This window comes from Mesorhizobium sp. CA7 (assembly GCF_020165015.1).
GTDB lineage: Bacteria > Pseudomonadota > Alphaproteobacteria > Rhizobiales > Rhizobiaceae > Mesorhizobium.
Map to the genome: position 1 here is coordinate 290,302 of NZ_JAIUHH010000001.1, position 17,504 is coordinate 307,805.

Consider the following 17,504-nt stretch of genomic DNA (forward strand, 5'->3'; position numbering starts at 1 on the left):
CCGCTTGCACGTTCAAAGAAAATGATAGCCGCGGTTGTGGTAGATCAGCGGCCGCAAATTATCGCCGATGCGCAGGCCTGTCACCTTGCCAAAAAGCACACGGTGGGTGGCAAGGTCTTTGCTATCGATGATCTCGCAGTCGAACACGGCCAGCGCCCCTTTCAGCGTCGGGGCGCCAGTCGAGATCACATCCCATTCGGCAAGCGCGAAGCGCTCCTCCACCGGCAGGCCGGTGACGCCGGAAAAGGCGACCGATACGGCTTCCTGGTCCGATGCGAGGGTGTTGAGCGCGAACTTGCCGTTCTTGACGAAAGCCTCGTTCTTGGCGTTCTCGCGATTGAGGCAGACCAGCACCGTCGGCGGGGTGTCCGAGACCGAACAGGCGGCGATCACCGTCGCGCCCCTTTTGCCGCCGGGCCCGTCGGTCGTCACCACATGCACATGGCCGGCAAAATGCGCCATCGCATCGCGATAATGCTGCGGCCCGATATCATTGATCTTCAGCACCCGATGTCCACCTGTCGAAACCAGTTCGTTATATATGGCGGCATATTGCACGCCACAAGTTGCATAGCACGGGCGAAGTGCTTGACCGCAATCCGCAAATTCGCGTGTTGCGCGGCGCTTAGCCAGCCTTTAGGCATTTCCTGGAATAGTGTCGGGACTGTATTCCCGGCATGGAGGATCTCTTAGCCCGAATGCGTCTTCTCACGACGACATCAGCCGTGCTGCTCTGGTTGTCGCTGGCCGCAAGCGCCGACGCCCAAGCGCTGGTCGGCATTGCTGCGCCGCTTTCCGGCCCATCGGCGATCCTCGGCAAGCAGATCGAGGCCGGCGCCGGCCTGGCGGCGGAGGCGAACGGCATCGCGATCAAGGCCGTGGACGATGCCTGCACTGCCGATGGCGGCGCCGCGGCGGCGAACGATTTCGTCGACGCCAAGGTCAATGTCGTGGTGGGGTTTCTCTGCACCGACGCTATCGAGGCGGCGCTGCCGATCCTGAAGGATGCCAACATTCCGGTCATCACGGTCGGCGTGCGCACCGAAAGCCTGACCGACCGGCGCGCCAAGACCGGATGGCCGGTCTACCGGCTCGGCCCGCGCGGCGACGATGAGCGCAATGCGGTCGCCGCCAAGCTAATCCAGCTCTGGCGCGACGACCTGTTCGCCATCGTCGATGACGGCACCATCTATGGCCGCGAGATGGCCGAGACCTTTCGCGCCGCAGCCGAGCAGGCGGCGCTGAAACCGGTCTTCGTCGACACGTTCCGGCCGCAGCTCGACAACCAGATCGGGCTGATCGGCCGGCTGAAAAAGGCCGGCGCGACCAAGGTGTTCGCCGGCGGCGACGGCGACGACATCGCCATCATGGGCCGCGACGCCGCCCAGCTCGATGCCGGCATCGCCTTCGCCGGCGGCGAGAACCTGCGCACGCCGCCGGGCGATGTGCCCTATGCCGTCGGCACGCTGATGATCGCCCCGCCGGAATGGTCGGAGATCGCCGATCCCAAGGTGGTGCAGGCTTTCGCAGCGAAGAACATCGTGCCGGACGGCTACACGCTTCCGGCCTATGCCGCGGTCGAGGTCGCCAATGCCGCGCTGGCCGGTGCGGAAAGCACAGGGCAGCCGCTCGGCGAAGCGTTGACCGGCCGTGATTTTGCGACCGCGATCGGCACCGTCCGCTTCGACGACAAGGGCGATCTCAGCCAGAACCCGTTCCGCCTCTTCCGCTTCGACGGCATGCATTTCGTGCCGCTGGAGGACAAGTGATGTTCTGCACCGGTCCGCGCAATCTGATCACCGACGTTGCCGGCCTTCGGGTCGGCAATGCCGCCGACGCCAGGCTCAAATCCGGCGTCACGGTGGTGCTGTGCGACGAGCCCGCCGTGGCCGGCGTCCAGGTGCTGGGCGGCGCACCGGGCACGCGCGAGACCGACCTGCTCGAGCCGCAGAACTCGATCGCGACGATCCATGCCGTCGTTCTGTCGGGCGGCTCCGCCTTCGGCCTCGACGCCGCCTCGGGCGTGCAGGCGGCATTGCGCGAAAAGAACATCGGTGTCGAGGTCGGCGGCTTCCGCGTGCCGATCGTGCCGGCCGCGATCCTGTTCGACCTGCGCAACGGCGGCGACAAGGATTGGGGCCGCTATCCGCCCTATCGCGAGCTCGGCTATGAGTCTGTTCAGGCGGCAACCTTGGATTTCGCCATCGGCACGGCTGGCGCCGGCACCGGCGCCCTGACCTCCGGCCTCAAAGGCGGGCTAGGCTCCGCCTCGACCGTGCTCGACAGCGGCGTCACCGTCGGCGCGCTCGCCGCCGTCAATCCGACCGGCTCGGTGACGGTCGGCCGCAGCCGCCATTTCTGGGCGGCGCCCTTCGAGATCGGCGACGAGTTCGGCGGCCTCGGCTACCCAGCCCCGCTGCCTGAAGACGCCAGAAGGATCCTGCTGAAATACCGCGACAGGCAAATGGGCGGCGAGGCCGAAGGCGGCAGCACCACCATCGCCGTCATCGCCACGGACGCCGTCCTGACCAAGGCCGCGGCCAAGCGACTGGCGATTTCGGCGCATGACGGCTTCGCACGTGCCATCTGGCCGACGCACACGCCGGCGGACGGCGATCTCGTGTTTGCCCTGGCGACCGGCAGGAGCGGCATCGAGCTCGGCGCGGATGCCGCGATCGACCTATTCGCGGCGGCCGGCGCCACCATGGCACGCGCGATCAGCCGCGGCGTCCATGCCGCGACGCCGGCCGACGGCGATTTGTTTCCGGTTTGGTCGTCGCGTTGACGGCCAATCAGGTCGGATCGGATTTTTCTTCCTCGAAGGTGACCGCGACATCCGAATTGGCCGAAAGCCATACCTTCTGGCCGTCGATCTCCGCGACCAGTGGTGATGGTTCTTGTGCGAGCCCATGCCGCTGTCGGCCTTGGTCAGCTTGATCCGGTCACCCTCGACCTTGTCGACGGTGCCGATATGGACGCCGTCGGCGCCGATCACTTCCATGTGTCCGCGTATCTTGCTGATGTCGGTGCTCATGCTGGTTCTCCGCTGGATGGCGATTTGCCCTTTCGGATGCGAGACGGCCGACAATAACAAATGAACGCCGGATTGGATGCATCGCACGGCGCGTCTCGTTCCATGGCGTGGTAAGCATGACGCTGATGAGATAGATGACAAACCGTTTTGCAGCGCTCGTCGCGGTCAGTACCTGGTTTGCGCGGCAGCGGCGTTGAGCATTGGGCCTGGCTCTGTTAGGACGCGGCCGACGCTTCTCCCAGGCAGGACTTAGAAAACGGATGATCCCTCGCTATTCCCGGCCGGAAATGGTCGCCATCTGGTCGCCCGAAACCCGCTTCCGTATCTGGTTCGAGATCGAGGCGCATGCCTGCGACGCGCTGGCGGAGCTGGGCGTCATTCCGAAGGAAGCGGCGAGGACCATCTGGGAAAAGGGCGGCGCGGCCAAATTCGACGTCGCCAAGATCGACGAGATCGAGCGCGTGACCAAGCATGACGTCATCGCTTTCCTGACCCATCTCGCCGAATTCGTCGGGCCGGATGCCCGCTTCATCCACCAGGGCATGACCTCGTCGGACGTGCTCGACACCTGCCTTGCCGTGCAATTGACGCGGGCCAGCGACATCCTGCTTGCCGATATCGACGCCTTGCTTGCGGCGCTGAAGCGCCGCGCCTTCGAGCACAAGGACACCGTCACCATCGGCCGCAGCCATGGCATCCATGCCGAGCCGACCACATTCGGCGTCAAGCTGGCGCAGGCCTATGCCGAGTTCTCGCGCTGCCGCGAACGGCTGGTGCACGCGCGCGAAGACATCGCCACCTGCGCCATTTCCGGCGCGGTCGGCACTTTCGCCAACATCGAGCCTTATGTCGAAGAGCACGTTGCGGCAAAACTTGGATTGCAGCCGGAGCCGGTGTCGACCCAGGTCATCCCGCGCGACCGGCATGCCATGTTTTTTGCCACGCTTGGCGTCATCGCCTCGTCGGTCGAACGCCTCGCCATAGAAATCCGCCATCTGCAGCGCACCGAGGTGCTGGAGGCGGAAGAGTATTTCTCGCCGGGCCAGAAGGGCTCGTCGGCTATGCCGCACAAGCGCAACCCGGTGCTGACCGAAAATCTCACCGGCCTCGCCCGCATGGTGCGCGCCTACGCCATGCCGGCGATGGAGGATGTGGCGCTCTGGCATGAGCGCGACATTTCGCACTCCTCGGTTGAGCGCATGATCGGACCGGATGCGACGGTGACGCTGGATTTCGCGCTGTCGCGTCTGACCGGCGTCGTCGACAAGCTGCTCGTCTACCCCGAGAACATGGAAAAGAACCTCAACAAGTTCCGCGGCCTGGTGCATTCGCAGCGCGTGCTTCTGGCGCTCACCCAGGCCGGCCTGTCACGCGAGGACGCCTACCGCCTGGTGCAGCGCAACGCCATGAAAGTGTGGGAGCACGGCGCCGATTTCCTCGAGGAACTGCTTGCCGACAAGGATGTCACGGCGGCGCTGCCCGAAGCCGATATCCGCGAGAAATTCGACCTCGGCTATCATACCAAGCATGTCGACACGATCTTCAAGCGGGTGTTTGGAGAGGCTTGAGGCCGAACAAAGGCGCGCGCTGGCGCCAGGCTGGAACACCCCTCATCCGTCTTGTCGCTCCGCGACAAGCCACCTTCTCCCACAAGGGGAGAAGGGGGAATTTGGCGCCCGCGCCTCAGCTAATCACCGATGCCGCGATTGGCAGTGGCGCCGGCTCGGTCTTCCCTTCTCCCCCTTGTGGGAGAAGGTGGATCGGCGCGCTAGCGCCGAGACGGATGAGGGGTGCTCCAGCTTGACGCAGGCGTGGCTCAAGCCTTCCCAGGCACGGTCCTGATCACCGTTCCCCAAGGGTCCTCGCGGCTCGTCTCATCCTTGACATTGTCCGAGCGCATCTCGACCCAGGCGAGGCCCGAGCGCGACGGATCGCGGCGGCCGGCGCCGGCGCTCTGCCAGGCATTGGCGCCGATATGGTGGTGGTAATGGCCGGACGACAGGAACACCGCCTGGCCGCCATATTTGGCGACGGTGTCGAAGCCGAACTGGTCATGCCACCAGGCCTCCGCGTCCTCCGGCCGACCGACGCGCAGATGCACATGGCCGGCGCGCCCTGCCAGCCGGCATCGCCCGCCGGCACGCTGCCCACCACCGCCGGCAGGTTCAGCCGCTCGGTCGCCATGGCGATACGGTCGCCATTCCATTTCCAGTCCTGCGGGCGGCGATCGGCATAGATCTCGATGCCATTGCCCTCCGGGTCGGTGAGATAGAGCGCCTCGCTGACCAGATGGTCCGACGCACCCTCGATGCCGATACGGTTGGCGGCGGCGTGGCTGATCCAACGGCCAAGGTCCGCGCGCGACGGCAAAAGGAAAGCGGTGTGAAAAAGGCCGGCGCTGCGCGGATCGTCCGGCTTGGCCGCAGAATCCTGCTCCAGCACCAGCAACGGCCGATTGGCTGCGCCGAGCGTGATCGCGCCGTCGGCGCGGCTCAGTTCCTGCAGGCCGACGACGGCGCGATAATAGGCCGCCAGACTTTCGGCATCGCGCGCCTTTAGCCCGACACGCGACACGCTGACCGGGGTGGTCGCGGCAAAAGGCAGTTCGCTCATCAAACTCTCCGTTCGGGCGGCGCTTATCCCAGCATGGGATTGTCGTGGCCGCCAGCCATTGTTCCTTGTTCCCCTCCAAATCGTCGATTGCGATCGTTCACACAAGAGAGCAAGAATCGAACAAGTTGTTCACAATTGTGATTGCTCCGAATTTTCCGACAGGGTTGCAGCCAAGAAGGCCGCTCGCTACATCCGCGCCATGAAAGTCAAAGACGCAGATATCCTGATCGTGCCGGGCTACACCAATTCCGGCCCCGAGCATTGGCAGACCCGCTGGCAGTCGAAACTGTCGACGGCGCGCCGGGTCGAGCAGGCGGAATGGACCAAACCCGTGCGTGAGGACTGGACGGCGAGCGTGGCGAACGCCGTCAACGAGGCCGAGCGACCGGTGGTGCTTGTTGCGCACTCGCTGGGCGTGACGGCGGCGGTGCAGGCCATCCCGCAATTCAAGAAGCCGGTCGCCGGCGCCTTCTTCGTCGCGCCGCCCGACGTCTCCAATCCGGAAATCAGGCCAAGGCATCTGATGACCTTCGGCCCCTATTCGCGCGATCCCCTGCCTTTTCCGTCCATCGTGATCGCCAGCCGCAACGATCCATTCTGCGCCTTCGCAGTCGCCGAGGACATTGCCGCCGCCTGGGGATCGCTCTTCATCGATGCCGGCGAGGCCGGCCATCTCAACCACGACGCCGGCTTCGGCCCGTGGCCGGAGGGTTCGATGACTTTCGCCAAATTCCTGACGGAGTTGAAGGAGCCGTAACGCCGGCTTCAGGAGCCGATCGAATCCCGCATGCTCTTCAGCAGCGTTTTCGCGCCGAGCGAGATCAGCGTGTGGTCCGAGCCCATGGCGAGCAGCCGAAAACCCATCGACACGACGCGCCCGGCAATCGCCGGTTCGATGACATAGATCGCGGCATGCTTGCCGGCCTTGCGGGTCCGCTCGGCGATCGACGCGACCGTCTCCATCATGCTTTCCAGCGTCGAGTTGATGGTGGTGCCGTTCGACCAGGCGATCGAGAAATCCGACGGACCGACGAAGATGCCGTCGATGCCGGGCGTATCCAAGATACCGTCCAGCGCCTCGAGGGCAGCCCGCGTCTCGACCATGGCGAAAGCCATGATGCGCTGGTTCGTGTCGCGCAGCCATTCGGCATGGTCGCCCTTGCCATGGCGCGGGAAAGCATAGGTCGGGCCCCAGGAGCGTTCGCCCAGCGGCGGATATTTCATCGCGGCGGCGAATTGCCTTGCATCGGCCACGGAGTTCACCATCGGCGCGATCACCGCCTCGGCGCCGAAATCGAGCGCGCGGCTTGCCATGTCGAAGCGTCCGACCGGAATGCGCACCAGCGCCGGCTTGTTGGCGGCGAGCACCGGCACCAGGCCGCGCAGCACGCTGTCCTCATGATGGCCGCCATGCTGCATGTCGAGGGTGACGGCGTCAAAGCCCTGCTTGGCGATGATTTCGACCGTCAGCGCGTCCGGCACGCCCGACCAGGCAGTGAACAGCGTTTCGTCGGCGGCCAGGCGGGACTTGAGCGACATCGAAAGTTTCCTTGTGAACAATCCGCAGTTTTGGCCGGAAACGACGCGAAGGCAAAGAAAAACCGCCCGGCTTGGCCGGGCGGTCGATTGGTCCAGTCAGGGCAATTCCAGGAAAAGTGTGTAACGGTTTTCCGTCCGGAATTGCGTAAAAACAAAGAGATAGGGGATGATGCCGAAACGCGCAAAGCGGTTCTCGGACGACATCATGTCCGCACAGCCTCAGCTGTTCTTGATCTCCTCGATCGCCTGCGCCATCAGCTCGTCCATGGTGCGGCGGATCTGATGGTCGGACTGGGCGACGCCGGCCGCGTCAAAATCCGTGCGTATCTTGCGGAAAACATCGTGGTCGCCCGCTTCCTCGATATCGGAGACCACCACTTCCTTGGCATAGGCTTCGGCATCGGCGCCGGATTTGCCCAGTTTCTCGGCGGCCCACAGGCCAAGCGCCTTGTTGCGGCGCGCCGCGGCCTTGAAGCGAAGCTCCTCGTCGAAGGCGAATTTGCGCTCAAAACCCTCTTCGCGGTCTTTCATGCTGCTCATAACGTCCCTCCGATCAATCCGATTCGCTTGGCGGTGAATATGTGTGGTGGGCAAGCACAAACCAAAAGGCCGCGGGCCGGTCAATATGCTTCGTCGCATGCTGCGCTGCGGCATTTCAGTCCCGAAAGCGGTTGATTCGCGGGATTTGCGGATTGAGCAAACAAGACGATTGCGATAACACCGGCATTGAACGCCGCCTTCGCCATACTAATTTAGGCAGACGGGCAGGAACCGGTCACTCGCCGCTTGCCCGCAGATCCAGAGAAAAAATCAAATGAAAAATCGCCGCCGCATTTACGAAGGCAAGGCCAAGATCCTCTATGAGGGCCCTGAGCCGGGGACGCTGATCCAGTTTTTCAAGGACGATGCCACCGCTTTCAACAAGAAGAAGCATGAAGTGGTCGATGGCAAGGGCGTGCTCAACAACCGCATTTCCGAGCACATCTTCAACCACTTGAACCGCATGGGCATCCCCACCCACTTCATCCGCCGGCTCAATATGCGCGAGCAGTTGATCAAGGAAGTCGAGATCATCCCGCTCGAGGTGGTGGTTCGCAATGTCGCTGCCGGCTCGCTATCCAAGCGCCTCGGCATCGAGGAAGGCACCGTGCTGCCGCGCTCGATCATCGAATTCTACTACAAGGCCGACGCGCTCGACGACCCGATGGTGTCGGAAGAGCATATCACCGCCTTCGGCTGGGCAAGCCCCCAGGAAATCGACGACATCATGGCCCTGGCCATCCGCGTCAACGACTTCCTGTCCGGCCTGTTCCTCGGCGTCGGCATCCAGCTGGTCGACTTCAAGATCGAATGCGGCCGCCTGTTCGAGGGCGACATGATGCGCATCGTCGTCGCCGACGAGATCTCGCCGGACTCCTGCAGACTGTGGGACGTCGCCACCCAGGACAAGCTCGACAAGGACCGTTTCCGCCGCGACATGGGCGGCCTGGTCGAAGCCTATCAGGAAGTTGCCCGCCGTCTCGGCATCATCAACGAGAACGAACCGCCGCGCCCCACGGGCCCCGTGCTCGTCGCCTCTTCCGAGGCGCCTAAGGGCCTGAAGCACTGAATATTGACGGGCCTGCCGGACAATGGCAGGCCTCCCTAACTGACGATCTGCCCAGGAGCATCGATGAAAGCCCGTATCACCGTGACCCTCAAGAACGGCGTCCTCGACCCGCAGGGCAAGGCGATCGAGCACGCGCTCTCCGGGTTGGGCTTCGACGGCGTCGGCCAGGTGCGGCAGGGCAAGGTGTTCGACATCGAACTCGCCGGAACCGACAAGGCCAAGGCCGAAGCCGACCTCAAGGCCATGTGCGACAAGCTTCTGGCGAACACGGTGATCGAGAACTACGCGGTGGAGATCGCCTGACAATGAAATCAGCCGTCGTCCTCCTGCCTGGCCTCAACCGCGACCGCGACATGATCGCGGCGCTGACCAAGATTTCCGGCCATGCGCCGGCGACCGTCTGGCAGACCGACACTGAAATCCCCGATGTCGACCTGATCGCTATCCCGGGCGGCTTCTCCTTCGGCGACTATCTGCGCTGCGGCGCCATCGCGGCGCGCATGCCGGTGATGCGCGCGGTCGCCGAAAAGGCGGCCAAGGGCGTGACCGTTATCGGCGTCTGCAACGGCTTCCAGATTCTCGTCGAGGCGGGATTGCTGCCCGGCGCCCTGATGCGCAACGCCTCGCTGAAATTCGTCTGCCGGCAGGTGAAGCTCAAGATCGCCAACGCCAACACCATGTTCACCCGCGGCTACCAGCCCGGACAGGTGATCCGCTCGCCGGTGGCGCATCATGACGGCAACTATTTCGCCGATGCCGAGACGCTTGCCCGGCTCGAAGGCGAAGGCCAGGTGGTGTTCCGCTATGCGGAAAACACCAACCCCAACGGCTCGATCAACGACATTGCCGGCATCGTCAACGACAAGGGCAATGTGCTCGGCCTGATGCCGCATCCGGAAAACCTGATCGAGGCGGCGCATGGCGGCGAGGACGGACGGGCGCTTTTCCAAAGCGCGCTCGGCATCGCTGCCTGATCCTTTAACATCCTATCGGAACGCGGGGGCGGACTGACCATGAGACTGACGATTGCTCGCCTTGCTCTCCTGGCCGCCACCGGGCTTGCCTTGGCTTCTTGCCAGTCCAGCCCCAAGACCACGCCGGTTCCCTCAGGCAAGAGCGCCTCGCTGCTCGCCATGGAACAGGTTGCCATCGCTGCGCACAAATGCTGGATCGCCAGCAAGGACCCGGCCTTCAAGCCCTACCAGATGGCCAATGAGCTCAATTCCTACAGCGGCACGCCGCGCTTCCTGCTGGTGCCCGCCAAGCATTATGGCGGCAAGCCGCTGCTGGTCGTGCAGGCGCAGGGAAATTCCCGCCGGGTCGACGTGTTCGGGCCGCTGATGAACGAGCCGCTCGGCGCGCGCATCGGTTCCGACATCGCCCGGTGGCAGGCCGGCAATCCGTCCTGCGCGGCTGCCGCCTGAGGTTGTCATGGCCCGGTTCCTGCAGCCCGCGGGACTGGCTGTCGGGCTGATTGCGCTTGTTCTGCAATTCGCCATCACTATCCCGGCATCGATGGCCGCAGGCCGCGGCCTGCTCAGCTCGGTCGTCTTCTATTTCAGCTTCTTCACCGTCCTGACCAACATCGCCGCTGTGATGGTGCACGCCTCGCTGCTGTCACCCGCCGGCTATGCCTGGTTCCCGGCCTTTGCCGGACCGCGGACGCGGACTGGCGTCGCCGTGGCCATAACTTTGGTTTTCATCGTCTACACCACAGTCCTGGCGAAGCTCTGGCAGCCGCGGGGTTTGTTCCTGCTCTGCGACGTCCTCTTGCACTATGTGACGCCGGCGCTGTTCGTGCTGTGGTGGCTGGTGGCGGGCGCCGATGGCAGGCGGCAGTGGAGCGACATCGCCTGGTGGATGATCTATCCGGTCGCCTATCTCGCCTACGCGCTGGTACGCGCGCCCTTCGCCGGCGAAGTACCCTACCCATTCCTCGACGTCGCCAAGAACGGCGCCGCCAACGTTGCCGTTTCGGCGCTTGGCGTCACGGCCCTGTTCATCGCATTGAGCGTGCTCGCCGTGCTTGTCGATCACGGTATCGGCCGGTTGCGAAGAAAGCCCGCAACCCGAAGATAGACCATCATTCCCAAAATGGCCTGATGCCTTCGCGATGGGCGTCGCAGCGCGAGACGCCGATATCCTTGAGCTGCTCGTCCGTCATCTCCATGAGCGCGAGGCGGCCGCGCCTGCGCTCCAGCATCCGGTCGATCTGCCTTACGAGGGAACGGAGCACAACCGCCGTGCGGCCGACGAAGCCACGATGGGCCAAGGGATCGACCTGCGCGCCAGAAACCGGGCGAGCATAGCGAATTGTCTCGATTGTATCCATTGTCATTCTGCCTTGTTCCGATTGTACCTTCCCAATCGCGAGATCGATATGAATTGACTCATCGCGCGGTGCAATATAGAAAATTGTCACCATGACAAATTGGCTCCCCGATCTTTCCTCTGGCTCCGGTCCGCTCTACCAGCGTCTTGCTGACAGCATTGAGTCAGATATCGACAAGGGCGTCATCGACGCCGGTGCAAAACTGCCGCCGCAGCGCGACCTCGCCTATGACATCGGCACGACCGTCGGCACCATCGGCAGGGCCTATCAGCTGCTGCGCGAGCGCGGCCTGGTGAGCGGCGAGGTCGGCCGTGGCACCTATGTGCTAGGCCAGCGCGCCGCAGACCCGAAGCCGGATTTGGAACCTGCCATCCAGGGCACGCGTCCCATCGATGCGCCGAGCGGCAAGCTGCGCTTCGACAGCACCGCCGCGCCCGATGTCGGCCAGGGCGCGGTGATTGCCGACATGCTGGCACGCACGGCGCAGGAGCATCCGCACGACATTTCGAGCTACACGCGGGACTTTCCCGAACGCTGGTACGAAGCCGGAAGCCGCTGGCTGGCACGCAATGCCTTCCGCCCCTCGCTCGATTCGATCGTGCCGACGCTGGGCACCCATGCTGCGGTCATGGCGGCGATCGCGGCGCTGACCATGCCCGGCGACTACGTGGTCTTCGAGCACCTCACCTATTCGCAGATCGCGCGGAGCGCAGGGCTGATCGGCCGCCGCACGGCGCTGGTTTTGACTGATGAGGGCGGTATCGACCCGGATGATTTCGAGCGCGTCTGCGCGCAGAAACATCCAAAGCTGATGTTCCTGATGCCGACCGCGAAGAACCCGACGCTGGTGACGTTGTCGGCGGAGCGACGGCAGGCGATCGCCAAGATCGCGCGTGAGTACAATGTTGCGCTGATCGAGGACGATCTTTACGGCGAGCTCACCGACGACCCGACACCGCTGCTGGCCGAATATGCGCCCGAGCGCACGATCGTCGCCGGCGGCCTGTCGAAGTCGGTCGCGGCAGGCGTGCGCGGCGGCTGGCTTTCCTGCCCGCCGGCCTATCGCCACCGCATCCGCGTCGCCCACAAGATGATGACCGGCGGCCTGCCCTTCCTGCTGGCCGAGGTCGGCACGCGGCTGGTGATGTCGGGCCAGGCGGGCGAGATCCGCAAGCGCTGCATTGGCGAAATCCAGGCGCGCCTCGCCATCGTGCGCGAAGTGCTGGCGGGTTTTGATTTCAAGGCGCGGGACAACGTGCCCTTCGTCTGGCTGACCTTGCCGGACCCGTGGCTGTCCGGCACTTTCAAGAACGCCTGCCTGGCGCAAGGCGTGCTCATCGACGACGAGGACGAGTTCAAGGCCGGCCGCTCCGAGCAGGTCTTTCACGGCGTGCGCTTTGGCGTGTCGCAGCCGCGGCAAAGCAAGGATGTCGCCGGCGGCGTCGCCGTCATCCGCCGCCTGCTCGACGAAGGCCGCGCCGGCTACGACAGTTTTTCCTGATCAAGCTGGCGAGCTCTAGGCCCTGGCCTCCGCCGGCAGGGGCCGTTTTCCGGCTTTTTTCGTCATCCGGTGGGGGTGTATCGCGCGAAAGCTTGCGATAAGAGGAGACTCAAAGAACTCCCCTCTTCCACGGACAAAAATCGCCGCTCATGACCATTTCCAATTCCGTGCCCATCACTCCCGAGCTCGTCGCCGCGCATGGGCTGAAGCCGGACGAATACCAGCGCATCCTCGATCTGGTCGGCCGCGAGCCAAGCTTCACCGAGCTCGGCATCTTCTCGGCGATGTGGAACGAGCACTGCTCCTACAAGTCCTCCAAGAAATGGCTGCGCACGCTGCCGACCAGCGGTCCGCAGGTCATCCAGGGTCCAGGCGAGAATGCCGGCGTGGTCGACATCGGCGACGGTGACTGCGTCGTCTTCAAGATGGAGAGCCACAACCACCCCTCTTACATCGAACCTTATCAGGGTGCCGCGACCGGCGTCGGCGGCATCCTGCGCGACGTCTTCACAATGGGCGCCAGGCCGGTGGCGGCAATGAACGCGCTTCGCTTCGGCGCGCCGGATCATCCCAAGACCCGGCACCTTGTCGCGGGCGTGGTTTCGGGCGTCGGCGGCTACGGCAATTCCTTCGGCGTGCCGACCGTCGGCGGCGAAGTCAATTTCGATGCTCGCTACAACGGCAATATCCTGGTCAACGCCTTCGCGGCGGGTCTCGCCAAGACCAACGCCATCTTCCTGTCGCAGGCCAAGGGCGTCGGCCTACCGGTCGTCTATCTCGGCGCCAAGACCGGGCGCGACGGCGTCGGCGGCGCCACCATGGCCTCGGCCGAATTCGACGACAAGATCGAGGAGAAGCGGCCGACCGTGCAGGTCGGAGATCCCTTCACCGAAAAATGCCTGCTGGAGGCCTGTCTCGAGCTGATGGCGTCGGGCGCCGTCATCGCCATCCAGGACATGGGTGCCGCGGGCCTCACCTGCTCGGCGGTCGAGATGGGCGCCAAGGGCGACCTCGGCATCGAGCTCGACCTCGACAAGGTGCCGGTGCGCGAGGAGCGCATGAGCGCCTATGAGATGATGCTGTCGGAAAGCCAGGAGCGCATGCTCATGGTGCTGCGCCCCGAGAAGGAAGAGGAAGCCGAGGCGATCTTCCGCAAATGGGGTCTCGACTTCGCCATCGTCGGCAAGACCACCGACGACCTGCGCTTCCGCGTCATCCACCAGGGTGACGAGGTCGCCAATCTGCCGATCAAGGACCTCGGCGACCAGGCGCCGGAATATGACCGCCCCTGGATCGAGGCGAAGAAACCCACGCCGCTTGCCGCGAACGACGCGCCGAAGGCCGACGTCGCCGACGCGCTGCTCAAGATGCTGGGGGGACCGGATCTCTCCTCGCGCCGCTGGGTGTGGGAGCAGTATGACACGCTGATCCAGGGCAATTCGCTACAGCTTCCAGGCGGCGATGCCGGCGTCGTGCGCGTCGAAGGTCACCCGACCAAGGCGCTGGCCTTCTCCTCCGACGTCACGCCGCGCTATTGCGAGGCCGATCCTTACGAAGGCGGCAAGCAGGCCGTGGCCGAATGCTGGCGCAACCTGACGGCAACGGGCGCCCTGCCGCTTGCTGCCACCGACAACCTCAATTTCGGCAATCCGGAGCGGCCGGAGATCATGGGTCAACTCGTCGGCGCCATCAAAGGCATCGGCGATGCCTGCCGCGCGCTCGGCTTCCCGATCGTGTCGGGCAATGTCTCGCTCTACAACGAAACCAATGGCCGCGGCATCCTGCCGACCCCGACGATCGGCGGCGTCGGCCTCATCGCCGACTGGTCGAAGATGGCGCGCATCGGCTTTGCCGCCGAGGGCCAGATGATCGTGCTGGTCGGCGCGCCACCGACATGGGGCAGCCATCTCGGCCAGTCCGCCTATATGCGTGACATCCATAGCCGCGCCGACGGTCCGCCGCCGCCCGTCGACCTCGCGCATGAGAAGCGCGTCGGCGACCATGTGCGCTCGCTGATCGCTTCCGGCATCGTGACATCGGCCCACGATGTCTCCGACGGCGGCCTGGCGGTAGCGCTGGCCGAAATGGCTATGGCCTCCGGCATCGGCGCCACCATCCCCGGCCTCACCGGCACCGACCCGATTCCGGTCTGGTTCGGCGAGGACCAAGGCCGCTATCTATTGACGCTATCGATCGACCCGCAAAGCGGCGAATGGGACAGGATCCGCGAGGAGCAGAGCAAGCTCGGCATCTTCGCGCCATGGATCGGCACCACCGGCGGACGTGAATTGAAGCTGGGTGACGCACGGCCGATCCCGGTCAGTGAATTGACCGCCGCCCATGAGGGCTGGTTCCCGCGCTTCATGGACCAGGCCAGTTGACCAGAAGCATGTCTCCCGAAAGTGTGCAGCGGTTTCGGGAAAAAGACATGCTTAAGGTAAAAGACCTAATTCATGTCGCATAAATCCTTTTTTACGCGACATGATTTAACCGCCAGGGCGCTGATTGCAGTCGTCTTCTGGCCGTCTCTGTTCTTCTTCTGGTTTCTCGGACCGTTCGCCCTGTTCCTGCTGTCGACGACCTCGAGCGAGGTCTGCCTCCGGCTAGAAACCCCGCGCCGAGTTCCTGGCGGCGGCAAACGGCACGCTGCCGATGCTCATCGTGCAGAGCCTGATCTACGCGGTTCCAATCGCCTGCCTCGTGCTGTGGAACAGGCTCTCTCCGGAGCCGGCGCGGGCAAAGCACATCGCGACCTGCATCAAGCTCTTTGCCGTTGCCGCCGCGGTCGGGGCGGTTTGGGACTATGGCTCGTCCTTGATCTGCGACGGCTACGGTCAGGCCTTCTTCTCAACTGCATGGCGGATGACGAGCTATCTTCCCATCGTCGGCCTGCTGATCAACGTCCCGCTCTACGTGCTGGTCTTCAGCCTCGGCCGCGCCTATTCGACGCGCGATGACATCAGCGAGGACGGTGTGGTTCATCCGAGCCCGGATAATTCCTAGGCTTCCTCCTGCGACGGAACGGCTTCAATCCGGGCTGGAAAGGTTTTAGGCTCACCCCGAGTCACACCACACAGCCTGCCCGCTTGAAACAGGATTTTGCCATGGCAATGGATGCCCACGACATCGAAAAACTGATCAAGGAAGGCATTCCCGACGCCAAGGTGACCATCCGCGATCTGGCCGGCGACGGCGATCATTATGCGGCCGAAGTGGTGGCCGAGAGTTTCCGGGGCAAAAGCCGCGTCCAGCAGCACCAGATGGTCTATGACGCGCTGAAGGGCAAGATGGGCGGTGTCCTGCATGCTCTGGCGCTGCAGACCAGCGTTCCGGACTAGTGGTTGAAATCTGACGGCTGGTACTGGAGTTGTAGGTCCCTTAGCGCGGAAATTTGCCGGGGATGACCAATTTTTTGAGTCCTTCGCGAATCCCCGTGTAGGCCTTTTCGTTGCGTTGAACCATGAGCGCGATGGCCGCCTCAGATGCCTTGTCAGGGTGACCTGAATCAAAGGGAGGAGACGGGTCGTACTCGATCCCGAGTTGGATGGCTTGCGCGACCTCCGGTCCAGCAAGTTCGGCGACGATGCGGAATGCGAAGTCAATCCCCGAAGTGACGCCGCCCGAGGTGAAGACATTGCCGTCGCGCACTACCCGCCCCTTTTCGTGACTGGCGCCGACCAAGGGGAGCAGATCGACGTAGGCCCAATGTGTCGCAGCCCTACGTCCCTTCAACAACCCGGCTGCACCAAGAAGAAAGGCGCCCATGCAAACGGAGGTTACATATTCTGCCTGCTCGCCCTGGCGGCGAATGAAGTCGACCGTCTCGAAATCGGCGAGAGCTTCCACAACGCCTGCGCCACCGGGCAGGCAAATCAGGTCTAGCGGGGGACAGCTCTGAAACGTGCAGGTGGGCATGATGCCGAGACCGCGGTCGCTCGAAACCGGTAGCATGGTCTTCGCGACAACGTGGGTTCTCGATTGACGGAACTTGCTGGCGGCAGAGATCGAGGCAGGCGTTCCAAGCCGGCTCAAGACGTCAAACGGGCCAGTAAAGTCGAGTTGCGTGATTCCAGGGAAGATCACGAAGCCGATATCGAAACCGGACATGCCGCATTCGCCTCCAAATGCCCAGAACGCCGGCTTGGCGCAGTGGAGATCATCGCGCTTGGTGAAGATATGCGCAACGGGTCATAGCTCCGAGGGGGCAGATCTGGGCCGGGAGACGTCTTCCGCATCGGGCACCAAGCTCAGATTCATCACTACGAATCCACCGTCACTCGGTTTGGCCCAAACCGCGCCGACTTTTGCGCCATTGGGCCAGCGTCACGGCTAACGTCTTGTTTCAGCCAACCTATGGGTTTATTTGAAGGACATGCTTCGAGCCTGACTCCCACAGGCATGAAAGGATTGTTCATGACCGGCATCAACGACTACATCGATAATGAAGTGAAGAGCAACGACGTCGTGCTCTTCATGAAGGGCACACCCGGCTTCCCGCAATGCGGGTTCTCCGGACAGGTGGTGCAGATCCTCGATTATATCGGGGCCGACTACAAAGGCGTCAACGTGCTCGACTCGGCCGAATTGCGCCAGGGCATCAAGGATTATTCCAACTGGCCGACCATCCCGCAGCTCTATGTGAAGGGCGAATTCGTCGGCGGTTGCGACATCGTGCGCGAGATGTTCCAAGCCGGTGAATTGCAGGACTTTCTGGTCGAAAAGGGCGTCAGCGTCAAAGGCGCCGCCTGATCGGATTGCGTCGGCGACCGGCCGGCGGACACTAGCTTCCGGGGCTGCCCCCACCTCGGCATTGTAGTTCTCGGATTCGAGAACGAGACGAATGGATGCGCCGGTAATCCGGCGCATGTTCGTTTGA

General features: G+C 63.6%; 19 protein-coding genes and 2 pseudogenes. 14 read left to right on the top strand and 7 right to left on the bottom strand.

Annotated features, from left to right (window positions below):
- Positions 1-12: 12 nt before the first annotated feature.
- Entirely contained in the window at positions 13-507 is a 495-nt protein-coding gene (locus LB552_RS01370) for a flavin reductase (protein WP_140546892.1), read from the bottom strand.
- Positions 508-698: 191 nt separating this feature from the next.
- Here LB552_RS01370 and LB552_RS01375 point away from each other — a divergent pair, with 191 nt between their 5' ends.
- Both LB552_RS01375 and LB552_RS01380 read left to right on the top strand, forming a co-directional pair.
- Positions 699-1,769, top strand: coding sequence for a branched-chain amino acid ABC transporter substrate-binding protein (locus LB552_RS01375; protein WP_224601390.1), 1,071 nt, complete (start codon positions 699-701; stop codon positions 1,767-1,769).
- Positions 1,769-2,785 carry a P1 family peptidase gene (locus LB552_RS01380; RefSeq protein ID WP_224601392.1) on the top strand — a complete coding sequence of 339 codons (1,017 nt, stop codon included), beginning with the start codon at positions 1,769-1,771 and terminating at the stop codon, positions 2,783-2,785. The genes LB552_RS01375 and LB552_RS01380 overlap by 1 nt, the downstream gene beginning before the upstream one ends.
- Positions 2,786-2,792: 7 nt before the next feature.
- Here the strand turns inward: LB552_RS01380 and LB552_RS01385 are convergent.
- Positions 2,793-3,034, bottom strand: a pseudogene (locus LB552_RS01385) (DUF2171 domain-containing protein).
- Between the two features lie 260 nt (positions 3,035-3,294).
- Between LB552_RS01385 and purB the strand changes: the two are divergent.
- The gene (gene purB, locus LB552_RS01390) at positions 3,295-4,602 is read left to right on the top strand and encodes an adenylosuccinate lyase (RefSeq protein WP_224601394.1); all 1,308 of its coding nucleotides are present in this window, start codon (positions 3,295-3,297) and stop codon (positions 4,600-4,602) included.
- A 248-nt stretch (positions 4,603-4,850) separates the two neighbouring features.
- Here the strand turns inward: purB and LB552_RS01395 are convergent.
- Positions 4,851-5,647, bottom strand: a pseudogene (locus LB552_RS01395) (VOC family protein).
- Positions 5,648-5,846: 199 nt separating this feature from the next.
- Between LB552_RS01395 and LB552_RS01400 the strand changes: the two are divergent.
- Positions 5,847-6,404 (top strand): RBBP9/YdeN family alpha/beta hydrolase, encoded by a 558-nt coding sequence (locus LB552_RS01400; RefSeq protein WP_224601396.1) that lies wholly within the window; start codon positions 5,847-5,849, stop codon positions 6,402-6,404.
- An 8-nt stretch (positions 6,405-6,412) separates the two neighbouring features.
- On the opposite strand, the gene LB552_RS01405 is transcribed toward LB552_RS01400, so the two are convergent.
- Together LB552_RS01405 and LB552_RS01410 are read right to left on the bottom strand one after the other, a co-directional pair.
- Positions 6,413-7,186 (bottom strand): HpcH/HpaI aldolase family protein, encoded by a 774-nt coding sequence (locus LB552_RS01405; protein ID WP_224543856.1) that lies wholly within the window; start codon positions 7,184-7,186, stop codon positions 6,413-6,415.
- A 219-nt stretch (positions 7,187-7,405) separates the two neighbouring features.
- A complete protein-coding gene (locus LB552_RS01410; RefSeq protein ID WP_095765208.1) occupies positions 7,406-7,726 on the bottom strand; it encodes a DUF1476 domain-containing protein in 321 nt (106 codons plus the stop codon).
- Positions 7,727-8,000: 274 nt separating this feature from the next.
- On the opposite strand from LB552_RS01410, the gene purC reads away from it, so the two are divergent.
- From purC to LB552_RS01435, 5 genes are all read left to right on the top strand, one after another.
- Positions 8,001-8,795, top strand: a complete 795-nt coding sequence (purC, locus tag LB552_RS01415; protein ID WP_040995384.1) for a phosphoribosylaminoimidazolesuccinocarboxamide synthase — start codon at positions 8,001-8,003, stop codon at positions 8,793-8,795.
- 63 nt (positions 8,796-8,858) lie between these two features.
- Positions 8,859-9,098 (top strand): phosphoribosylformylglycinamidine synthase subunit PurS, encoded by a 240-nt coding sequence (gene purS, locus LB552_RS01420; RefSeq protein ID WP_095765207.1) that lies wholly within the window; start codon positions 8,859-8,861, stop codon positions 9,096-9,098.
- Positions 9,099-9,100: 2 nt separating this feature from the next.
- A complete protein-coding gene (purQ, locus tag LB552_RS01425) occupies positions 9,101-9,769 on the top strand; it encodes a phosphoribosylformylglycinamidine synthase subunit PurQ (RefSeq protein ID WP_224601398.1) in 669 nt (222 codons plus the stop codon).
- A gap of 39 nt (positions 9,770-9,808) precedes the next feature.
- On the top strand, positions 9,809-10,219 hold the full coding sequence (locus LB552_RS01430; protein WP_224601400.1) for a hypothetical protein: 411 nt from the start codon (positions 9,809-9,811) through the stop codon (positions 10,217-10,219).
- A 7-nt stretch (positions 10,220-10,226) separates the two neighbouring features.
- Positions 10,227-10,874, top strand: coding sequence for a Pr6Pr family membrane protein (locus tag LB552_RS01435; RefSeq protein WP_224601402.1), 648 nt, complete (start codon positions 10,227-10,229; stop codon positions 10,872-10,874).
- Between the two features lie 4 nt (positions 10,875-10,878).
- On the opposite strand, the gene LB552_RS01440 is transcribed toward LB552_RS01435, so the two are convergent.
- Positions 10,879-11,220: a DUF1127 domain-containing protein gene (locus LB552_RS01440; RefSeq protein WP_411965330.1), complete on the bottom strand. Its 342-nt coding sequence runs from the start codon at positions 11,218-11,220 to the stop codon at positions 10,879-10,881.
- On the opposite strand from LB552_RS01440, the gene LB552_RS01445 reads away from it, so the two are divergent.
- From LB552_RS01445 to LB552_RS01460, 4 genes are all read left to right on the top strand, one after another.
- Positions 11,219-12,628, top strand: a complete 1,410-nt coding sequence (locus LB552_RS01445; RefSeq protein ID WP_224601404.1) for a PLP-dependent aminotransferase family protein — start codon at positions 11,219-11,221, stop codon at positions 12,626-12,628. The genes LB552_RS01440 and LB552_RS01445 overlap by 2 nt on opposite strands.
- Positions 12,629-12,777: 149 nt before the next feature.
- Entirely contained in the window at positions 12,778-15,009 is a 2,232-nt protein-coding gene (gene purL / locus LB552_RS01450) for a phosphoribosylformylglycinamidine synthase subunit PurL (RefSeq protein ID WP_224601405.1), read from the top strand.
- A gap of 271 nt (positions 15,010-15,280) precedes the next feature.
- Complete coding sequence (locus LB552_RS29735; protein WP_318012006.1) at positions 15,281-15,631, top strand: hypothetical protein; 351 nt, start codon at positions 15,281-15,283, stop codon at positions 15,629-15,631.
- Positions 15,632-15,732: 101 nt separating this feature from the next.
- A complete protein-coding gene (locus tag LB552_RS01460; protein ID WP_040995401.1) occupies positions 15,733-15,966 on the top strand; it encodes a BolA/IbaG family iron-sulfur metabolism protein in 234 nt (77 codons plus the stop codon).
- A 40-nt stretch (positions 15,967-16,006) separates the two neighbouring features.
- On the opposite strand, the gene LB552_RS01465 is transcribed toward LB552_RS01460, so the two are convergent.
- On the bottom strand, positions 16,007-16,735 hold the full coding sequence (locus LB552_RS01465) for a DJ-1/PfpI family protein (protein ID WP_224601408.1): 729 nt from the start codon (positions 16,733-16,735) through the stop codon (positions 16,007-16,009).
- Between the two features lie 306 nt (positions 16,736-17,041).
- Between LB552_RS01465 and grxD the strand changes: the two genes are divergently transcribed.
- Complete coding sequence (gene grxD / locus LB552_RS01470) at positions 17,042-17,377, top strand: Grx4 family monothiol glutaredoxin (protein WP_059185116.1); 336 nt, start codon at positions 17,042-17,044, stop codon at positions 17,375-17,377.
- Positions 17,378-17,504 lie beyond the last annotated feature (127 nt).